At 75.1% G+C, this 18,319-nt stretch carries 17 protein-coding genes; 3 read left to right on the top strand and 14 right to left on the bottom strand.

The window, feature by feature from the left end:
- Positions 1 to 53 precede the first annotated feature (53 nt).
- The 4 genes from ACFXHB_RS26480 to ACFXHB_RS26465 all read right to left on the bottom strand — a co-directional run bounded on the left by ACFXHB_RS26480 (position 54) and on the right by ACFXHB_RS26465 (position 4,922).
- The gene (locus ACFXHB_RS26480; protein ID WP_380577128.1) at positions 54 to 1,232 is read right to left on the bottom strand and encodes a DUF2510 domain-containing protein; all 1,179 of its coding nucleotides are present in this window, start codon (positions 1,230 to 1,232) and stop codon (positions 54 to 56) included.
- A 99-nt stretch (positions 1,233 to 1,331) separates the two neighbouring features.
- A complete protein-coding gene (locus ACFXHB_RS26475) occupies positions 1,332 to 2,138 on the bottom strand; it encodes a 3-oxoacyl-ACP reductase (protein WP_380577127.1) in 807 nt (268 codons plus the stop codon).
- A gap of 9 nt (positions 2,139 to 2,147) precedes the next feature.
- The gene (locus ACFXHB_RS26470) at positions 2,148 to 3,524 is read right to left on the bottom strand and encodes an aldehyde dehydrogenase family protein (RefSeq protein ID WP_380577126.1); all 1,377 of its coding nucleotides are present in this window, start codon (positions 3,522 to 3,524) and stop codon (positions 2,148 to 2,150) included.
- A gap of 6 nt (positions 3,525 to 3,530) precedes the next feature.
- Positions 3,531 to 4,922 carry a glutamine synthetase family protein gene (locus tag ACFXHB_RS26465; RefSeq protein WP_380577125.1) on the bottom strand — a complete coding sequence of 464 codons (1,392 nt, stop codon included), beginning with the start codon at positions 4,920 to 4,922 and terminating at the stop codon, positions 3,531 to 3,533.
- 156 nt (positions 4,923 to 5,078) lie between these two features.
- On the opposite strand from ACFXHB_RS26465, the gene ACFXHB_RS26460 reads away from it, so the two are divergent.
- Positions 5,079 to 5,825: a gamma-glutamyl-gamma-aminobutyrate hydrolase family protein gene (locus ACFXHB_RS26460; RefSeq protein ID WP_380577124.1), complete on the top strand. Its 747-nt coding sequence runs from the start codon at positions 5,079 to 5,081 to the stop codon at positions 5,823 to 5,825.
- Here the strand turns inward: ACFXHB_RS26460 and ACFXHB_RS26455 are convergent.
- The 8 genes from ACFXHB_RS26455 to ACFXHB_RS26420 all read right to left on the bottom strand — a co-directional run bounded on the left by ACFXHB_RS26455 (position 5,822) and on the right by ACFXHB_RS26420 (position 13,452).
- Positions 5,822 to 6,757, bottom strand: coding sequence for an SGNH/GDSL hydrolase family protein (locus ACFXHB_RS26455; protein ID WP_380577123.1), 936 nt, complete (start codon positions 6,755 to 6,757; stop codon positions 5,822 to 5,824). The genes ACFXHB_RS26460 and ACFXHB_RS26455 overlap by 4 nt on opposite strands.
- Positions 6,758 to 6,923: 166 nt before the next feature.
- Positions 6,924 to 8,147: a beta-ketoacyl-[acyl-carrier-protein] synthase family protein gene (locus ACFXHB_RS26450; protein ID WP_380577122.1), complete on the bottom strand. Its 1,224-nt coding sequence runs from the start codon at positions 8,145 to 8,147 to the stop codon at positions 6,924 to 6,926.
- Positions 8,144 to 8,392: an acyl carrier protein gene (locus ACFXHB_RS26445; RefSeq protein WP_380577121.1), complete on the bottom strand. Its 249-nt coding sequence runs from the start codon at positions 8,390 to 8,392 to the stop codon at positions 8,144 to 8,146. The genes ACFXHB_RS26450 and ACFXHB_RS26445 overlap by 4 nt, the downstream gene beginning before the upstream one ends.
- Positions 8,393 to 8,425: 33 nt before the next feature.
- Entirely contained in the window at positions 8,426 to 9,835 is a 1,410-nt protein-coding gene (locus tag ACFXHB_RS26440) for an MFS transporter (RefSeq protein WP_380577120.1), read from the bottom strand.
- Between the two features lie 31 nt (positions 9,836 to 9,866).
- A complete protein-coding gene (locus tag ACFXHB_RS26435) occupies positions 9,867 to 10,772 on the bottom strand; it encodes a class I SAM-dependent methyltransferase (protein ID WP_380577119.1) in 906 nt (301 codons plus the stop codon).
- Entirely contained in the window at positions 10,769 to 11,806 is a 1,038-nt protein-coding gene (locus ACFXHB_RS26430; RefSeq protein WP_380577118.1) for an acyl-ACP desaturase, read from the bottom strand. Before ACFXHB_RS26430 ends, ACFXHB_RS26435 begins: the two co-directional genes overlap by 4 nt.
- Positions 11,807 to 11,934: 128 nt before the next feature.
- Positions 11,935 to 13,164, bottom strand: coding sequence for a chromate efflux transporter (gene chrA, locus ACFXHB_RS26425; protein WP_380577117.1), 1,230 nt, complete (start codon positions 13,162 to 13,164; stop codon positions 11,935 to 11,937).
- A gap of 108 nt (positions 13,165 to 13,272) precedes the next feature.
- Positions 13,273 to 13,452 (bottom strand): hypothetical protein, encoded by a 180-nt coding sequence (locus ACFXHB_RS26420; RefSeq protein WP_380577116.1) that lies wholly within the window; start codon positions 13,450 to 13,452, stop codon positions 13,273 to 13,275.
- 42 nt (positions 13,453 to 13,494) lie between these two features.
- On the opposite strand from ACFXHB_RS26420, the gene ACFXHB_RS26415 reads away from it, so the two are divergent.
- Positions 13,495 to 14,448, top strand: a complete 954-nt coding sequence (locus ACFXHB_RS26415) for a cation diffusion facilitator family transporter (protein WP_380577115.1) — start codon at positions 13,495 to 13,497, stop codon at positions 14,446 to 14,448.
- A 57-nt stretch (positions 14,449 to 14,505) separates the two neighbouring features.
- A complete protein-coding gene (locus ACFXHB_RS26410; RefSeq protein WP_380577134.1) occupies positions 14,506 to 15,411 on the top strand; it encodes a 5'-3' exonuclease H3TH domain-containing protein in 906 nt (301 codons plus the stop codon).
- 174 nt (positions 15,412 to 15,585) lie between these two features.
- Here ACFXHB_RS26410 and ACFXHB_RS26405 read toward each other — a convergent pair whose 3' ends face one another.
- Both ACFXHB_RS26405 and ACFXHB_RS26400 read right to left on the bottom strand, forming a co-directional pair.
- Complete coding sequence (locus ACFXHB_RS26405; RefSeq protein ID WP_380577114.1) at positions 15,586 to 15,810, bottom strand: hypothetical protein; 225 nt, start codon at positions 15,808 to 15,810, stop codon at positions 15,586 to 15,588.
- A 287-nt stretch (positions 15,811 to 16,097) separates the two neighbouring features.
- A complete protein-coding gene (locus tag ACFXHB_RS26400; RefSeq protein WP_380577113.1) occupies positions 16,098 to 17,762 on the bottom strand; it encodes a SulP family inorganic anion transporter in 1,665 nt (554 codons plus the stop codon).
- Positions 17,763 to 18,319: the final 557 nt, after the last annotated feature.

Raw genomic sequence — 18,319 nt, 5'->3', positions numbered from 1 at the left:
GGCCCACCCGGACTCGTCCGGGTGGGCCGCCGTACGTGAGCGGAGCGGCGCGGTCAGGTGGTGGTACCGCCGCCGGGGCCGGCGCCGCCCCCCGGGAAGGCGGGCAGCTTGCCGGTGTAGTCGGCGATGCCCTTGACGATGGTGTCCATCACGGAGGCGTCGGGCGCCTTGTCCGCGATGTCGAAGCCGAGGTGGACGGAGATCAGCGAGGTGCCGTCGGCGGACGGGAAGACCACGGTCTGCACGTAGCCGTCGTTGCCCTTCGCCGCGTCGACCTTCCACCGGACCAGGTAGCCGTCCCGGCCGGCGACCTTGACCGCCTCCGACTTCAGCTCCTCGTGCGAGTTGAGGTCGTTGTAGGAGTCCTTCGCCGCCGCCGCGATGTCGGCCTTGGCCGCCGCCTGGACGTCGGTGCCGCCGCCGGCGATCCGGCCGGTGTTGGCACCGCCCAGCGAGCAGTTGCCGCCGCCGTCACAGGTGTAGGAGCCCACGCTCAGTGCGGCGAAGCCGTCCTGCGTGGTGCCGCCCTGCCAGCCGGAGGGGACCGGCAGGGTGATCCGGTTCACCAGGTCGGTGGCCGGTCCGCTGCCCTGGGCGTTGCCGCCGCTACCGCCGTTGCCCTTGCCCTGGCCGTTGCCGTTCCCATTGCCCTGGCCGTTGCCGTTGCCGTTGCCCTTGCCCTGCCCCTGGCCGTTGCCCTGGCCGTTTCCGTTACCGCCGTTGCCGCCCTGGCCGCCGTCGTTGTTCGGGCCGCCCAGGTCGGGCAGGCCGCTGCGCGGGCCTTCCTCGCCGTAGGGCGGAGCCTGCCGCGAGATCCGGTGCGTGGCCTGCCGCTCCCCGTTGCCGTCCATCGCCAGGTAGGTGATCCCCGAGCCGGCACCGAGGCCCAGCAGGGCCGCGACGGTGGCCGCGACGACCAGCTTGGACGGCTTGCGCCGGGCCTTGGGGGCCGGCGGCGCGACCGCGCCGTAGGCGGCGCCGAAGGGGGGCGGCTCCGGGTAGCGGACCGTCGGCCCGCTCCCGAGCACCTCCCCCTCCAGCACGCGGGTCTCGGCGGTCGCGTCCGGCCCCGGCTCCCCGGACGCCGCGGGCTCCGGCGTCGTCGGGGCGTCCGAGGGTGCGGGCCGGGTGTCGGCCGTCCAGCCCTTGCCGTCCCACCAGCGCTGCGGTCGCGGATCGCTGGTGATGTCCTTCGGGTCCGGGTACCACCCGGCGGGAATCTGCTCGCTCACGACAGAGAATCTAAAGGCAGCCGGATAAACGCGATATCAGCGCGACCGCCAATTCCCGGCATTCTGCATGAGATTACGGTGAGAAGGCCCAACGGGGGGCTACACCGGGGTCACATAGGCCCCCGCGATGCCCCCGTCGACCAGGAACTCGCTCGCCGTGATGAAGGACGAGTCGTCGCTGGCGAGGAAGGCGACGGCGGCCGCGATCTCCTCGGGCCGGGCGAAGCGGCCGAGCGGAATGTGCACCAGCCGGCGGGCCGCCCGCTCCGGGTCCGCGGCGAACAGCTCCCGCAGCAGCGGGGTGTCCACCGGCCCGGGCGAGAGCGCGTTGACCCGGATGCCCTCGCGGGCGAACTGCACGCCCAGCTCGCGGGACATCGCCAGCACCCCGCCCTTGGAGGCGGTGTAGGAGATCTGCGAGGTGGCCGCGCCCATCCGGGCCACGAAGCTGGCGGTGTTGATGATCGAGCCGCGCCCGTGCCGCCGCATGTACGGCAGCGCCGCCTTGCAGCACAGGTAGACGGAGGTCAGGTTGACCTCCTGCACCTTGCGCCAGGCCGCCAGCCCGGTGGTGAGGATGGAGTCGTCCTCCGGCGGCGAGATGCCGGCGTTGTTGAAGGCGACGTCCACGCTGCCGCAGGTCTCGTAGGCCTCGTCGAAGAGCGCCTCGACCATGTACGGGTCGGTGACGTCGGTGTGCACGAAGAGACCGCCGACCTCCTGGGCGGCCGCCCTGCCGGTGATCTCGTCGACGTCGGCGCAGACCACCTTCGCGCCCTCGGCGGCCAACCGGCGGGCGGCGGCCAGGCCGATGCCGCTGCCGGCACCGGTGATCACGGCCGTGCGGCCGACCAGGCGCCGGCAGACCGGGGCGTCCTTCTCGTTCGCGGCGGGCTTCTCGCTCATGGTCGGCTCCTACTCCTCGCTCTGGATGAACACGTTCTTGGTCTCGGTGAAGTGGACCAGCGCGTCGGGCCCGAGCTCCCGGCCGACACCGGACTCGCCGAAACCGCCGAAGGGCGTCCAGTACCGCACCGAGGAGTGCGAGTTCACCGACAGGTTGCCCGCCGCGACGCCCCTGGCCACGCGCAGCGCGCGGCCGACGTCCCGGGTCCAGATCGAACCGGAGAGTCCGTAGCGGGTGGCGTTGGCCAGCCGTACGGCGTCCGCCTCGCCGTCGAAGGGGAGCACCACCGCGACCGGGCCGAAGATCTCCTCGGTGGCTGCGGGCACGCCCGGGTCGGCGGGGGCCAGCACGGTGGGCGGGTACCAGAAGCCGGGGCCGTCGGGCACCGCGCCGCGGGCCAGCACCGGTAGCTCGGGGGTGACGTAGGAGGCCACCCGGCGGACCTGGGCGGCGGAGATCAGCGGGCCCAGCTGGGTGTCCGGGTCGGCCGGATCCCCGGTGCGGACGGCCTCGACGGCGGGCAGCAGCAGGGCGAGGAAGTCGTCGAGCGCCTCGCGCTGGACCAGGATCCGGCTGCGCGCGCAGCAGTCCTGGCCGCTGTTGTCGAGGAAGGACATCGGGTCGGCGGCGCGGGCGAGGTCGGCGTCCGCGAAGACGATGTTGGGGCTCTTGCCGCCGAGTTCGAGGGTGACCCGCTTGGCCCGGGCGGCGCAGCGGGCGGCGACCTCCTTGCCGACCACGGTCGAGCCGGTGAAGACGATCTTGCGGACGTCGGGGTGGTCGACCAGGGCCCGTCCGGTGGTGGCACCGGGGCCGGGCACGACCTGGAGGAGGCCGTCCGGAAGCCCGGCGGCGAGGGCGAGTTCGGCCAGCCGCAGTGCGGTGAGCGGAGTGGCCTCGGCGGGCTTGAGGAGCACGGCGTTGCCCGCGGCGAGGGCGGGGGCGAAGCCCCAGGCGGCGATCGGCATCGGGAAGTTCCAGGGGGCGATCACCCCGACCACCCCGATCGGCTCGTGGAAGGTGATGTCCACCCCGCCGGCCACCGGGATCTGCCGGCCGGCCAACCGTTCCACTCCCCCGGCGGCGTACTCCAGGAGGTCGCGGACGTTGCCGGCCTCCCAGCGGGCGTTGCCGAGGGTGTGTCCGGCCTCGCTCACCTCCAGGGCGGCCAGTTCGGGGATGTGCGCGTCGACCTGGTCGGCGAAGCGGCGCAGCAGTCGGGCGCGGTCACCGGGGGCGAGCGCGGCCCAGCCCCGCTGGGCCTTGAGGGCGTACTGGACGGCGGCGTCCAGCCGGGCCGGGGTGGTGTCGGGGACGGTGCCCAGCGGTTCGCCGGTGGCGGGGTCGAGGACGGTGCGGGCGGTGGGGCTCTCCGTGCTGCTCACAGCGGCTCACATCCGCTCGAAGGATCGGTAGCGCTCCCAGTCGGTGACGGCGCTGTCGTACGCGTTCTGCTCGACCCGGGCCATGTGCAGGTAGTGCTCGACCACGTCATGGCCGAACGCGGTGCGGGCCAGCTCGCTGTCCGCCCAGCGGTCGGCGGCCTCGCGCAGCGAACCGGGCACCCGGGCGTACTCGTCGGCGGCGTAGGCGTTGCCGAGGCAGGGGGCGGGCAGTTCGAGCTTCTGCTGGAGGCCGTGCAGGCCGGCCGCGATCATGCCGGCCACCGCGAGGTACGGGTTGACGTCGCCGCCGGGGACGCGGTTCTCCATCCGCAGGCTCGGGCCGCGGCCGACCACCCGGTAGGCGCACGTCCGGTTGTCCCGGCCCCAGGCGACGGCGGTCGGCGCGAAGGAGCCGGGCCGGTAGCGCTTGTAGGAGTTGATGTTGGGCGCGTAGAGCAGGCTGAACTCGCGCAGCGCGGTGAGCTGGCCGGCCAGGAAGTGCCGCATGGTGTCGGTCATTCGGCCGTCGCGGTCGGCGAAGGCGGGGGTGCCGCCCGGGTCGCGCAGGTCCCGCAGGGACAGGTGGATGTGGCAGCTGTTGCCCTCGCGCTCGTCGTACTTGGCCATGAAGGTGAGGGCGCAGCCCTGTTGGGCGGCGATCTCCTTGGCGCCGGTCTTGTAGACGCTGTGCTGGTCACAGGTGGTGAGGGCGTCGGCGTAGCGGAAGGCGATCTCGTGCTGGCCGAGGTTGCACTCGCCCTTGGCCGACTCGACGACGAGGCCCGCGCCGGCCATCTCGTTGCGGATCCGGGAGAGCAGCGGCTCGACCCGGGCGGTGCCGAGCAGCGAGTAGTCCACGTTGTACTGGTTGGCCGGGGTGAGGCCGCGGTAGCCGCCGAGCCAGGCCTGTTCGTAGGTGTCGCGGAAGACCAGGAACTCCAGCTCGGTGCCGATGTCGGCGGCCAGGCCGTACTCGGCGAGGCGCTCGATCTGGCGCTGCAGCAGCCGGCGGGGCGCGGTGTCGACGGGGTGGCCGCCGTGCCGGGCGAGGTCGGCGGTGACCTGGGCGGTGCCGGGCTGCCAGGGGGTGAGCCGCAGGGTGGCGAGGTCGGGGCGCATGGCGAAGTCGCCGTAGCCGGTCTCCCAGGAGGACGAGGCGTAGCCGTCGACGGTGTTGAGGTCGATGTCGACGGCGAGCAGGTAGTCGCAGGCCTCGGCGCCGTGCTCGGCGACCTCGTCGAGGAAGAACCGGGCGGCGAAGCGCTTGCCCTGGAGCCGGCCCTGCATGTCGGTGAAGGCGAGGGCGACGGTGTGGATCTCGCCGGCGTCGACCAGCGTGCGCAGCTCGTCGAGGGTGAGCGGCGCGCGCGGCGCGCCCGCGGCGGCGTTGTCGGGCATGGCGGGAACCCTCTCCTTCGATCACTCAGCGAGATCGGCCGGTCACAGCGAACCGTACGGCCTGCCGGTGACAGCGCGGAAGAGGGCGGACGGGTGTGGCGCGCCGATACGCGTGGTTGACGGGGTACCAGGCGGGGCGGGAGGAGAATGCCCGCCATGGATCGCAGGCCTTTCATCGGCGTCAGCACCTACCTGGTGGACGCGAGTTGGAGCGACTGGCGGGACCGCCGGGTGGCACTGGTGCCCGAGCGGTACACCGCGTTCGTACGGGATTCCGGCGGGATCGCGGTACTGCTGCCGCCGGACGCCCCGGAGCGCGCGCCGGAGGTGCTCGCCCGGTTGGACGCGCTGGTCATCGCGGGCGGGCCGGACATCGACCCGGCGTACTACGGGCAGCCGCCGCACCCGCTGACCGAGGCGGACGCGCCGGAGCGGGACCACTGGGAGTCGGCACTGCTGCGGGCGGCCCTGGCGGCGGGCATGCCGCTGCTGGGCATCTGCCGGGGCATGCAGGTGCTGAACGTGGTCTGCGGCGGCTCGCTCGTCCAGCACCTGCCGGACGTGGTGGTCCCGGACGTGCACGGCGGCTCGCCCGGCAAGTACGGGGAGCACACGGTGCGGCCGGTGCCCGGGACCTTGCTGGGCGGGCTGCTGCCGGAGAGCGAGCTGGCCGTGCCGACCTTCCACCACCAGGCGGTGGACCGGCTCGGCGCGGGGCTGCGGGTGAGCGCGCACGCGCCGGACGGCACCGTGGAGGCGGTGGAGGGGCCGGGGTTCACCCTCGGGGTGCAGTGGCACCCCGAGCAGGGGAGCGACCTGCGGGTGATGCAGGCCCTGGTCCGGGCGGCGACGGCGGCCCGGACGGTGCCGCTGGAGGCGGTCGGGGCCGCCGCGCTCGGCTAGGACGGGCCGGCCGCGGCGGCGGACCCGGCGGCACCGGCGGTACGGGCGGCGCGGGCGGTACGGGCGGCGCGGGCGGTACGGGCGGCGCGGGCCCGGTCGGACCGGTCCGCCGCCGCCAGCAGGCTCGGCAGCATCCGCTCCGCGTGCTCCGCGTAGCCGAGCGGGGACGGGTGCACGCCGTCCGGGCCGAGGAGTTCGTCGGCCCGGTCGTGGAACTCGGCCTCGGAGGCCGGCGCCGGCACCGCACCGGCCCGCTCGGCGGCGCGGCTCTGCAGCCGGGCCAGCCGGTGGGAGCGGCGACCGCCCCACCAGCGGGCCGGCGCCCGGAACCCTGGGGCGTACCCCGGATCGGGGCAGGGCACCACGACCAGCTCCCACCCGGCCTCGCGCAGGGCCCCCAGCAGGTGCGCGAAGCGGCGGCCGGAGCGCCCGAGCGGCACCGGGAGCAGGGCGTCGTTGCCGCCGACGATCAGCACCGCGAGGCCCGGCCGCAGCCGGGCCGCCCGGACCACCTGGTGCCGCAGGCCGGCCGTGGTGGCGCCGACCCGGGCCAGCACCCGCAGGTCCACCGACCGGTCCAGCCGGCGGCCGAGGCCCTCGGCCAGCCGGGCGCCGAGGGTCTCCTCGCGGCGGCCCGCCCCGAGGCTCCGGGCCAGCGAGTCGCCCAGCATCAGCAGGGTGAGCGGGCGGCCGTCGGCCGGTTCGGCCGGCCCGTACCGGCCGTCGGCGAACGGGACCGACCAGTCGGCGGGCGGGCGGCGCATCAGCACCCGGCTGTAGAGGCGGGCGGCGGCGAGCCGGGCCCGGCCGAGCCGTCCGCCGGGGCGGCCGCGGCGGCCGGTGGCCCCGGCGGGGCGGGGGCGCGGCGGGGGCGGAGCGCTCAGGGCGGCGGGTTCGGTGCTCGGGACGGTCGGGACGGGGCCGGCGGGCATGGCGGTACTCCAGGGCGGGAGGTCGGACGGGGGTGACAGGACCAGGGCAGGGCGGAGCCGCCGCCCTGCCCTTCCGGGTGCGGCGGCGGTGCCGGGAGCCCGGCGCGGACAGCGGACAGCGGACAGCGGACAGCGGACAGCCGAAGGGGGGACGGCCGGGCAGCGGTCAGGCGGCGGTCAGCACGACCACCGCGTTCTGGCCGCCGAAGCCGCTGGAGACCGAGACGGCGGCCTGCAGGGCGACCGGCCGGGGCACCTTGGTGACCACGTCGAGGTCGATCGCCTCGTCCATCCGGTCGAGGTTGGCGGTCGGCGGGATCAGCTGGTGCTGCAGGGTCAGCACGGTCAGCGCCGCCTCGATCGCGCCGGCCGCGCCCATGGTGTGGCCGATCACGCTCTTGTTGGCGGTGACCGGCGGCGGGCGGCGGAAGACCTGCCGCAGCGCGGCCGCCTCCGCCGGGTCGTTCAGGGCGGTGCCGGTGCCGTGCGCGTTGACGTGCCCGATCTCGTACGGCGCCAGTCCGGCGTCGGCGAGCGCGGTGTCGAGGGCGCGGGCGAGGCCGTCACCGTCCGGGTGGGGCGCGGTGAAGTGGTAGGCGTCGGCGGCGGAGCCGTGTCCCGCCAGGTGGGCGCGCGGACGGACACCGCGCGCCCGGGCGTGCTCGACGCGCTCCAGGACGAGGACGCCCGCGCCCTCGCCGAGGACGAAGCCGTCCCGGTCGGCGTCGAACGGCCGGGAGGCGCCGGCCGGGTCGTGCCGGCGGCGGGAGAGCGCGCCCAGCCGGTCGAAGGCGGTCGCCACCATCCGGGAGCGGCCGCTGTCCGCACCGCCGGCCAGCACCAGGTCGCAGGTGCCGGCCCGGAGCAGGTCGCAGGCGAGCCCGAGCGCGCTGGTACCGGACGCACAGGCGGTGCTGACGACCAGACTGGGCCCGAGCGCCCCGAGGTCCAGGCTGACCTCGCCGGCCGCCATGTTCGGGATGCTGCGCGGCAGCATCAGCGGGGAGATCCGGTCTGCCCGGCCCTGCTCCAGCCGGGCATACTCGACCTGGTGGGTCGTGACGCTGGTCGCGCTGACGCCGAGCACCACCCCGACCCGGGCGCCGTCCCACCCGGCCGGGTCGAGCCGGGCATCGGCGACCGCCTCGCGGGCGGCCAGGAGGGCGAGTTGGGCGAACGGATCGAGCCGGCGGGCCAGCCGGCCGCCGAGCAGCCCCGGCGCGTCGTACGGGTCGACGGCGCAGCAGAAGTCGGCGTTCAGGCCGGCCAGCGTCAGGTCCGGGCGGGCGGTCGGCCCGCCGCCGAGGAAGTGCCGCCAGGTGGCCTCCGCGCCGAAGCCGGCCGGGGTGATCAGGCCGAGCCCGGTCACCGCCACCGTGCGCCCGCTCAACTGACGGCGCCCGCGGCCAGGCCGGCGTCGGCGAAGGCCGCGAGCTCGCCCAGGGTGCCGTCCGGCCGGATGTCGGCCACGGTCACGCCGATCCGCTCCTCCACCAGCAGGGAGAGCTCGACCAGCGCCAGGCTGTCGAGTTCCAGCGAGGCCAGGGTGGCGTCGGGCCGGACGCGCTCGGGGGCGACGTCGAACTCCGCGATCAGGCAGGCGTGAAGGATGTCGTAGCTCTGGGACGGGGACATGGCGGTGGGCCTTTCGCTGGCTGGCGGGGGTGGTCAGTCGGGCTCGGGGACGAGGACGGGGGACGGGGCCGGGCGGCGCCCGGGCAGCTGGTACCAGGCGAGGACGGCGGCGAGCAGGGCGGCGCCGGCGCCCACCCGGGAGGCGGCGGCGAGACCGTCGGTGAACGCGCCGACGTCCCCCGCCGGGGCACCGGCCACCGAGGTGGCCAGGACCGAGCCGAGCACGGCCACGCCGAGCGTCGAACCGACCTGCCGGGTGGCGTCGTTGAGGCCGGAGCCGACACCCGCCATGCCCGCGGGCACCGCGCTCATTACCAGGTCGGTGGCGACCGGCGCCAGCAGCCCGGCGCCGAGACCGCAGACGCCCTCGAAGACCAGCACCGGCGCGTCGCCCGAGTCGGCGGCCAGCCGGCCCAGTTGGGCGAACCCGGCGACGATCAGCAGCAGTCCGCCGGCCACCGGGACCCGGGCCCCGAACCACCGCGCCACCAGCGGACCGAGCACCGCGCCGACCGCGAGGCCCAGCGAGAGCGGGACCATCCGCAGTCCGGCCTGCCAGGCCGACAGGCCGCGCACCTGCTGCAGGTAGAGCGTCAGCAGGAACATCGCGCCGAACATCGCGAAGGACATCAGCGCCAGACAGAGCGTGGCCGGCCAGACCGGGCCGCCGCGCAGCAGCCGGACCGGCACCATCGGCGCCGCGCACCGCAGTTGCCACCCCGCGAACGCGAGGAGCAGCAGCGCCGCCGCGCCGAAGGCGGCCAGTACCCCGGCACTGGTCCAGCCTCGCCCGGGGGCCTCGATGACGGCCCAGACCAGTGCCAGCAGCCCGCCGCAGGAGAGCAGCGCGCCGGGGCGGTCCAGCGGCCGTGCCCCGGGATCGCGCGACTCGGGCAGGACCGGTACGGCCGCCAGGATCGCCGCCACCACCGGCACGTTCAGCCAGAACGCCGCCTGCCAGCCGTACCGTTCGACCAGCCAGCCGCCCGCGACCGGCCCGAACAGCGCGCCGACCCCGGCCACCGCCGCCCAGACGCCGATCGCCCGTCGCCGGTCCGTCGCCGCGGGCAGCACGTGCACGATGGTGGAGAGGGTGGCGGGCATGAAGAGCGCCGCCCCCAGGCCCATTCCGCAGCGCGCGGCGACCAGGTGGGCGGGCTCGTCGCCGACCGCGCCCGCCACCGAGGCGAGCGCGCAGAGCGCCAGCCCGGTGCCGAAGGCCAGGCGCCGGCCGTACCGGTCACCCAGCGCGCCCGCGGCCAGGACGCAGCCGCCGAGCGCCAGGGCGTAGCCGTCGACGATCCACTGGGTCTCGGCCAGGCTCGGGCCCAGGTCGGCCCGCAGGCCCGGGACGGCCACGTTCAGGACGGTGAAGTCCAGGCCGAGCAGGAACAGCGCGGCGCAGACCACCGCCACCGCCGCCCACGCCCGCCGCCGGGTCACCGGCGCGTTCTCCCGCCGCACGCGCCCGGCCTCAGACCGGCAGCCGCAGCGGCTCGTCGCGCCGCCGCAACCCGATCCGGTACAGCGTGGCCGCGCCGCGCAGGAAGGTCACCTCACAGGCCCGCAGGTACAGCCGGTAGCGCCGGTACCCCTCCGGGCCGACCAGGCGCTCGGCCTCCGCACGGGCCCGCAGCAGCCGGGCGGACCAGGCCTTGAGGGTGCAGGCGTAGTCCTCGGCGGAGGCGTGCAGTACGACGACCGAGAAGTACGGGTCGACCGCCGCCGCGATCTCGCTCAACCGGGGCAGCCTGGCTCCGGGGAAGATGTCGCTGCCGACGAACGAACCGACCGGGCCCCCGCCGTCGGCGGCGCCGTCGTACGCGATGGTCTGCAGGGACATCCGCCCGCCCGGGCGCAGCCAGCCGTGGCAGCGCTCGAAGTACCGGGCGTAGACGCCGAGCCGTTCGGCCCGGCTCATCCCGGCGGTGGCGAAGTGCTCGAAGGAGCCCATCGCGACGACCGCGTCGTAGGGCCGCTCGGGGCGGTGGTCCTCCCAGCTCTCCAGCCGGGCCTCGACGCCCGGCAGTGCGAGTGCGTCCAGGTAGGCGTGCTGGGCACGGGAGATGGTCAGGCCGGTGGCGGAGGCGGCGCGGTCCTCCTGGACGGCGTGGGACAGCATCGCGCCCCAGCCGCAGCCGACGTCCAGCAGCCGCGCGCCGCCGCCGCGTTCGGCGCCGACGAGGTCCAGGTGGTGGTCAAGCTTGGCCCGCTGGGCGCGGAGCAGCGCGGTGCCGTCCGGCTCGTCACCGGGGATGCCCGTCCACATCGCCGCCGTGTACGCCAGCGTCTCGTCGAGCCAGAGCGCGTAGAACTCGTTGCCGAGGTCGTAGTGGAACTCGATGTCGGTGACGCCGGTACCGGCGGTGGTGATGGTCATGCTGCTCCTGTTCGACCGGACGGACTTGCGGGCGACGCGTGCCCGGGGGCCGTGTGCTCGGGGGCCGTGTGCCCGGGCGACGACGTTCGCCCGGGGTCCGCGCGGCGGGCGCGGGCGGCCAGGGCCTGGTCCCGGCGCTCGACGAAGCGGGCGGCCCGGGCGTCCAGGCGCTCCAGGCGCTCGGCGAGCCGGTCCCGGGCCTGCTCGCCGACCGGGCCCAGGCCGGTCAGCTCGAAGAGCCTCAGCGAGCGGACCAGCGGGACCAGGACCTCGTCGTGGTGGACCCGGAGGTCGTACACGCCGGCCACCGCGACCTCGGCCGCCATCCGGGCGAAGCCGGGCATGCCCTGCCCCGGCATGGCGAAGTCGCGGACGGTCCGGTCGAGCACGGCGAGCACCGGGTCGGGGCTCAGTTCCAGGGCGGCCCGCAGCAGCTCGCGGTAGAAGACCATGTGCAGGTTCTCGTCCTGGGCGATCCGGGCGAGCAGCCGCTCGCACACCGGGTCACCGCTGAGCCGGCCGGTGTTGCGGTGGCTCACCCGGGTGGCCAGCTCCTGCACGGCGGCGTAGGCCACCACGCCGAGCACGCCGGCCGGTTCGGGGACGGCGCCGGTGCCGAGCTGGGCCATCCGGGCGCGTTCCAGGGCGATCGGGTCGACGGCCCGGGCGGCGTGCAGGTAGGCGCGAATGGATCCGGCGTGCCGGTCCTCCTCGGCGGTCCACCGGTGCAGCCAGGCGCCCCAGGCGCCGTCCCGGGAGGTCTGCGCCCCGATCGTCCAGTGGTAGCCGGGCAGGTTGTCCTCGGTGAGCAGGTTGACCACCAGGGCGGAGCGCACGGCGGGGCTCAACGCCGACTGTTCGGGGTGCCAGGACCGGCCCTCCAGCGGGCCGTCGAAGTCCCGGCCGAGGGTCCACGGCACGTACTGGTGCGGAAACCACTCACGGGCCGACGCGAGGTGACGTGCCATCAGTTCGGCGGCGGTCGGCTCCAGTTCGACGAGCCAGCGGACGGCCTCCGCCGTAGTGATCTTCACGGATGGTGATCGTTGCGCAGCCGTGCGTGCCCGCGCAAACCGGTCTCACCCGATCGGGCCAAGCACACCGCACCGCTGACGCGCACGGCCCCCCGGGGCGGCATCGCGCCTCACCGCCGGACCGCGCCTCAGGCCGGCGGCAGACCGGCCAGGACGGCGAGGACGCCGGCCCCGCCGGCCGCGAGCAGCGCGAGCACCACACCCCGGCGGGCCGCGACCAGCCACAGCAGCGCACCCACCAGCACCCCCCACTGCCAGCCCTGCCCGAGCGCGGCGGCCAGCGGTACGGCCGAGCCCGCGATCGCGCCGATCACCGCCGGACCGGCGCCGGTGAGGAAGTCCTGCACCCGCCGGTCCGCCCGGAGCCGGTCGAAGTGCCGGCCGCCCAGGACGACGAAGAGGAAGGACGGCGCGAAGGCCACCACCGCCGCCAGCAGCCCGCCGCCGATCCCGGCGGCCGCGTAGCCGACCGCGGCGACGGTGTGCACCACCGGCCCGGGGGTGACCTGGCCGAGGGCGACGGCGTTGAGGAACTGACCGTCCGTCATCCAGTGGTACCGCTGGACCGCGTCGTTCTGCATCAGCGGGATGATCACGAAGCCGCCCCCGTAGGAGAGCGCGCCCACCTTGAACGCCACCCAGGCCACCGCGCCGAGCCCGGCCAGCCCGCCGGCCAGCGGCAGTACGGGCAGCGCGGCGGCCGGCGGCAGCGGGGCCCGGCGCCCGCCGGTCCGGCCGCCGCCGTCGCCGCCACCGTCGCCCTCACTGCCACCCTCGCCGTCGGCCGGCCGCGCCCGCGCCCGGACGGCGATCTCGGCCAGGCCCGCGGCGACCAGCACCAACACCAACCACGGCCCCACGAGGACCGCCGCCACCGCGCCCGCGAGCGCGTACCCGACCCAGCGCGCCCGGGCGGAGCGTGCCCGACCCGCGCGGGTGAGGCTCCCCGGGACCAGCGAGGTGGCCGCCTGCACCGCCACCGCGGGCACCGCGGCGCCGGCGCCCGCCGCCGCGCCGAGCACCCAGAGCGGCGGGTGGCCGGCCAGGAAGAGCGCCGACAGGGCGAGGATCAGCACCAGTCCGGGCGCGATGAAGCAGAACCCGCCGACCAGCGCCCCCGGTGTCCCGCGCAGCCGCCACGCGGTGAGGACGGCCAACTGGGTGGAGGCCGGGCCGGGCAGCAGATTGGTCGCCGCGATGCCGTCCTCGAACTCGCTCGGCTCCAGCCAGCCGCGCCGCTCCACGCAGAGCCGGCGCAGCAGCAGAATGTGCGCGGGCGGCCCGCCGAAGCCGAGCACACCGATCCGCCCCCACTCCCCGGCGATGGTGCCGAGGCCGACCCGCCCGGTCCGTTCCATGCTGCGTCTCCCGCGCTCGGTGGCGGCGAGACCCTACCGGACGGGGTTTCGGCGCGGCAATGACAACGGTCTCCAATGCAGCCTTTGGATCTTCCTTCGATCTGCGGTTCACTTCGACTGCAGGAAGTCGCCTCCCTGTCTCCTCCCCCACGCGTCCACGAAAGGACCACGATGGCCGGGCACGAGCACTCTCCCGATGATCATGCGCATGACCATCGGCACGCCGTCGGCGGGCACACCCACGGCGGGCACGGTCATGGCGGGCACGGTCATGGCGGGCACGGTCATGGCGGGCACGGTCATGGCGGTCACGGCGGGCACACGCACGGCGTGGCCGCCGACGCCGACCGCCGCTGGCTGGTGAGCGCCCTCGCGCTGATCGTGGTGTTCATGGCCGGCGAGGTCGTGGTCGGCTTCGCCGCCCAGTCCCTGGCGCTGATCTCCGACGCGGCGCACATGCTCACCGACGCCGCCTCGATCGTGCTCGCCCTGGTCGCGATGCGGCTGTCCGCCCGGCCGGCCCGCGGCGGGTACACCTACGGGCTCAAGCGCGCCGAGATCCTCTCCGCCCAGGCCAACGGCGTCACCCTGCTGATCCTCTCGGCCTGGCTGGGCTACGAGGCCGTCACCCGCCTGATCGACCCGCCGGACGTGACGGGCTCGCTGGTGCTGATCACCGCGCTGATCGGGATCGTGGTCAACCTGGCCGCCGCCTGGTGCATGTCCAAGGCCAACCGCAGCTCGCTGAACGTCGAGGGCGCGTTCCAGCACGTGGTCACCGACCTGTACGCGTTCATCGCCACCGCCGTCGCCGGCGCGGTGATGCTGGCCACCGGCTTCGCCCGGGCCGACGCGATCGCCTCGCTGATCGTGGTGGCGCTGATGCTGAAGGCCGGCATCGGCCTGGTCCGCGCCTCCGGGCGGATCTTCCTGGAGGCCGCCCCGGCCGGCGTCGACCCGGACGCGGTGGCGGACCGGCTGGTCGCCCAGCCCCTGGTGGAGGAGATCCACGACCTGCACATCTGGGAGATCACCTCCGGCCAGCCGGCCCTGTCCGCGCACATCCTGGTCACCCCCGGCGGTGACTGCCACGCCGTCCGCCGGGAGCTGCAGCGCCGGCTGGCGGGCGAGTACGGGATCACCCACAGCACCCTCCAGGTCGACCACGTCGGCGAGGACGAGGCGGGCGCGCTGCTGCAGATCACCGCCGCGGCCGGCGAGCTGCCCGAGCACTGCGCCGACTCGCACGGTCCGGTCCACCGCGCCGGCCCGCACAAGCACTGAACCGGCGCGCTGTCGGCCGGGTACGGCATGATCGGAGGCGTGACCGCACCGCGACTGATGCTGCTCGACTCCGCCAGCCTCTACTTCCGCGCCTACTACGGCGTCCCGGACTCCCTGCGCTCCCCGCGGGGCGAGCCGGTGAACGCCGTCCGGGGTCTGCTGGACTTCATCGCCCGGCTGGTCCACGACCACCGGCCCGACCAGCTCGTCGCCTGCATGGACGCCGACTGGCGGCCGCAGTGGCGGGTGGACCTGATCCCCTCCTACAAGACGCACCGCCTCGCCGAGGCGGCCGTCGACGGCGAGGAGGAGGTGCCGGACACCCTCGCCCCGCAGGTCCCGGTGATCGAACAGGTGCTGGACGCGCTCGGCATCGCCCGGGTCGGCTCGCCCGGCTACGAGGCCGACGACGTGATCGGCACCCTCACCGCCCGCGCCACCGGGCCGGTCCAGATCGTCACCGGCGACCGGGACCTCTTCCAGCTGGTGGACGACGCCCGCGAGATCACCGTGCTCTACCCGGTCAAGGGCATGGGCAACCTGCAGGTCACCGACGACGCCCTGCTGGTGGAGAAGTACGGCGTGCGCGGCGACCGCTACGCGGACATGGCCGCCCTGCGCGGCGACGCCAGCGACGGCCTGCCGGGCGTCAAGGGCATCGGCGAGAAGACGGCGGCGCAGCTGATCCACGAGTACGGCGACCTGGCGGGGATCCGGGCGGCCGCGCTGGACCTGGGGTCGAAGCTCACCCCGGCCCGGCGCCGCAACCTGGTCGAGGGCTCCGCCTACCTGGACGTCGCCCCGACCGTGGTCCGGGTCGCCCCCGACGCGCCGCTGCCGGAGTTCGACCCGACGCTGCCCGCCGAGCCGCTCGACCCGATGACCCTGGAGGCGCTGGCCGCCCGCTGGGGCCTCGGCACCTCCCTGGAGCGCGTCCTGGAGGCACTGGCCGCGACCCGCTGACGCACCGGCGGGCCGGGGCCGGCCCCTGCGCGCGCTCGGGACCAGCCGGTGGCCTGCCCCGGCCCGCCGAGGGGGCCGGGGCACCGGTGGGTTCCGCCCGGACCGGTCAGTCGAGCGCACCGGTCGTGGACGCCCGCAGGCGCAGGAGCCTCTTGTCGGGCTTGCCGGCGTCCGTCAGTGGCAGGGCGTCGGTGAAGTGGACGTGGTCGGGTTGGTACATCTCCCCCGGCCCTGCCGGACCCAGGCCCGCGGCTCGTCGGCGGTGACGGTGGCGCCGGGGGCGGTGACGGCCGTGGCGTGGAAGCGTTCGTGGCCGCCGTCGCCCCTGACTCCGTAGAGGGCGCCGTGGCGCACGGCGGGGTGGGTGTTGAGGAAGTCCTCCGGTTCGGTGGTGTGCACGTGGCCGCCGACACCGCGATCATGTCCTTGGGCGCGGTGAGGCCGCAGGACCTCGGGTGCGCGCCCGCACGGGCATCCGGCCCCGGCGACGATGACGATGACGATGACGATGACGATGACGATGACGATCGGTCAACTCGCCCGTCCCTGCCCGGGTGCGCCCGGAGCGACCCCGCCGGGCGGGCGGTACCGGCCCGGCCGCCTCGCGGGCACGCGGGCACGCGGGGAAGCGGGGACGCGGTCGGACCGGGCCCACCGGGGAACGGGAGGTGCTCGGCGCGCGGTGGTCAGGTCCCGCTGTCGATCCATTCCCGGCCTCTGCGGACCGCTGTGTCCACGGCGGCGAACAGGGTGTCGCCGGTCGGCACGATCGCGCCGGGGCCCAACTTCCGGGCAAGGCCGGTGGTTTCGGCGATCTTCGCGAGCGGGGGCCGCACCCCGGCGAGGAACAGCCGCCCTCCGGCACGGTGGAGATCCTCGGCGAGGCGGTGCAGGAGTTTGACCATGGCGGAGGACGGGACGTCGGGCAGGGTGCGCAGGACGAGGACGAGGACGGCGCGCGGGGCGGGTTCGGGCCAGTCGCGTTCGATGGCGGGCAGCTCGGCGAACAGGCTGACGCCACTGTAGTCGAGCACGGTGACCTGCCCGGCGGGCAGCTTGGCGGGGACGTCCTCGATCCGCCACCGCCCGTCGGCGGTGGGGGTGAGGGCGAGCAGCTTCGCCTGCCGGGACGCCTGCACGCAGTACAGCAGCAGGGAGAGCACCGCGCCGAGGACGATCGCCTGCTGCAGCGGCAGCTGGGTGGTGGCGAGGAAGGTGACCACCATGGCGGCGGTGGACAGCCGGGAGGTGCGCAGGACCAGCTTGATGTCGGGGACCTTGCCGACGATCAGTTCTCCGCCGACCACGATGATCAGGCCACCGATGACGGGCATCGGGATGTGCTCGGCGAGCGGTGCGAGGGCGAGCACGATCAGCGCCAGCCAGATGCCGGAGAAGACGCCCGCCCAGCGGGTGCGGGCCCCGGCGGAGACGGCGACGCCGGTGCGCGAGAGCGAGCCGCCGACCGGCATCGACTGGAAGAATCCGCCGGCCACGTTGGCCAGGCCCTGGGCGGTGAAGTCCCCGTCGACGTCCGGCTTCGACCCGTCGGGGTTGGGCACCGAAGGGCTGATCCCGGCGGCCTGGGCGAGTGCCACCAGCGCGATCGACAGCGCCCCGCCGACCAGGTGCCCGGTCGCGGACCAGTCCGGGGCGGTGAGGTGCGGCAGCGCCGAGGGGATGTCGGCGATGTCCGCGACCAGCTCGACCTCGGTGCCGAGGATCGCGACCGCGGCGCTGACCACCACCATGGCCACCAGCAGCGCGACGGTGCGCAGCCTCCCGACGGCGTGGGCGAGCGCCCACACGGCGACGGTGGCGAGCGCGACCAGGGTCGCGGCGAGCTCCCAGGAGCCGACGTGCACGAGCCAGTCGCCGAGCTGCACCAGCTTGTTGTGGCCGCGTGGCTGGTAGGCGGTGGCGTCCTTGAGGACGCCGACCACGATCTGCAGGGCGATACCGGTGGAGAAACCGACCATCACCGCGTTGGAGACGAAGCTGAGCACCACGCCGAGCCGCAGGAGGCCCATCAGCAGCATCACCACACCGGACAGGATGCCGAGCAGTGCCACGTTCCCGGCGTCGGCGGGGTCGAGGCCGGCGTCGCTCAGCACGCTCTGCCCGGTCAGCGCGATGGCACTGGTGAGGGTCGTGACCATCAGTACGGTCCGGGCGGTCAGCGAGCCGACGATCGCCGGGACGACGCCGGAGAACAGGCCGGCGACCGGGTTGAAGCCGGCGATCGAGGCGTACGCCATCCCCTCCGGGATCGAGAACAGGCCGGTGACCAGCCCCGCGGTGACGTCGCTCGGTTTCGGCCGGCCCAGCCTGGTCCATCCGGGCCGACGCATCAGGCCTGCCCTGACGTGGTGCCGCCGATGGGCACCGCGCACCCGGTGGCCACCGTCCGGTCCGCCCCGGCGACCTCGCCGGCGGCCCGCCTCGTTCCGGCCATACCCGCACCCCCGCATCCAGTGCTGAACCGAACGTCCGATTCAGTCGATGGAAGGCAATCTAGAAGGTCGAAAGCGGATATTTCACCCGCTGCGCGCCCCCGGCGTGCCGTCGATCCGGCCCGCCCCGGCGGTGGGTTCACCGCGTCACCCGGACAGCCCATCCCGCTTGCTGCCGCCGAGGCGCGTGGGGACGCTACGCCGAGGACCCCCCACCACGGCAGTCGGGCACCGAGGAGCCCGCGATGGCGCAGCGCACCCAGCCCGAGCCCGACTTCGGCATCGTCACCCCGTGACGCCACCCGCCCGTGCTCGCGCCCGAGCTCCCGCGGGGCGGCCGGGCAGCCGACTCGTGGGGGGGGCCGGAGGGAAAGGAAACGGAAGGCCGGCCCCACGGTGGGGGGGCGGGGGCGGGAGACCCCCGAGTTCGCGAGAGTGGCGCCCCGCGCGCCCGG

The sequence above is a fragment of the Kitasatospora sp. NPDC059327 genome, assembly GCF_042752535.1.
Lineage (GTDB): Bacteria > Actinomycetota > Actinomycetes > Streptomycetales > Streptomycetaceae > Kitasatospora.
Note: the sequence above shows the minus strand (reverse complement) of the source record. Positions and strands in the feature narration are given on the sequence as shown.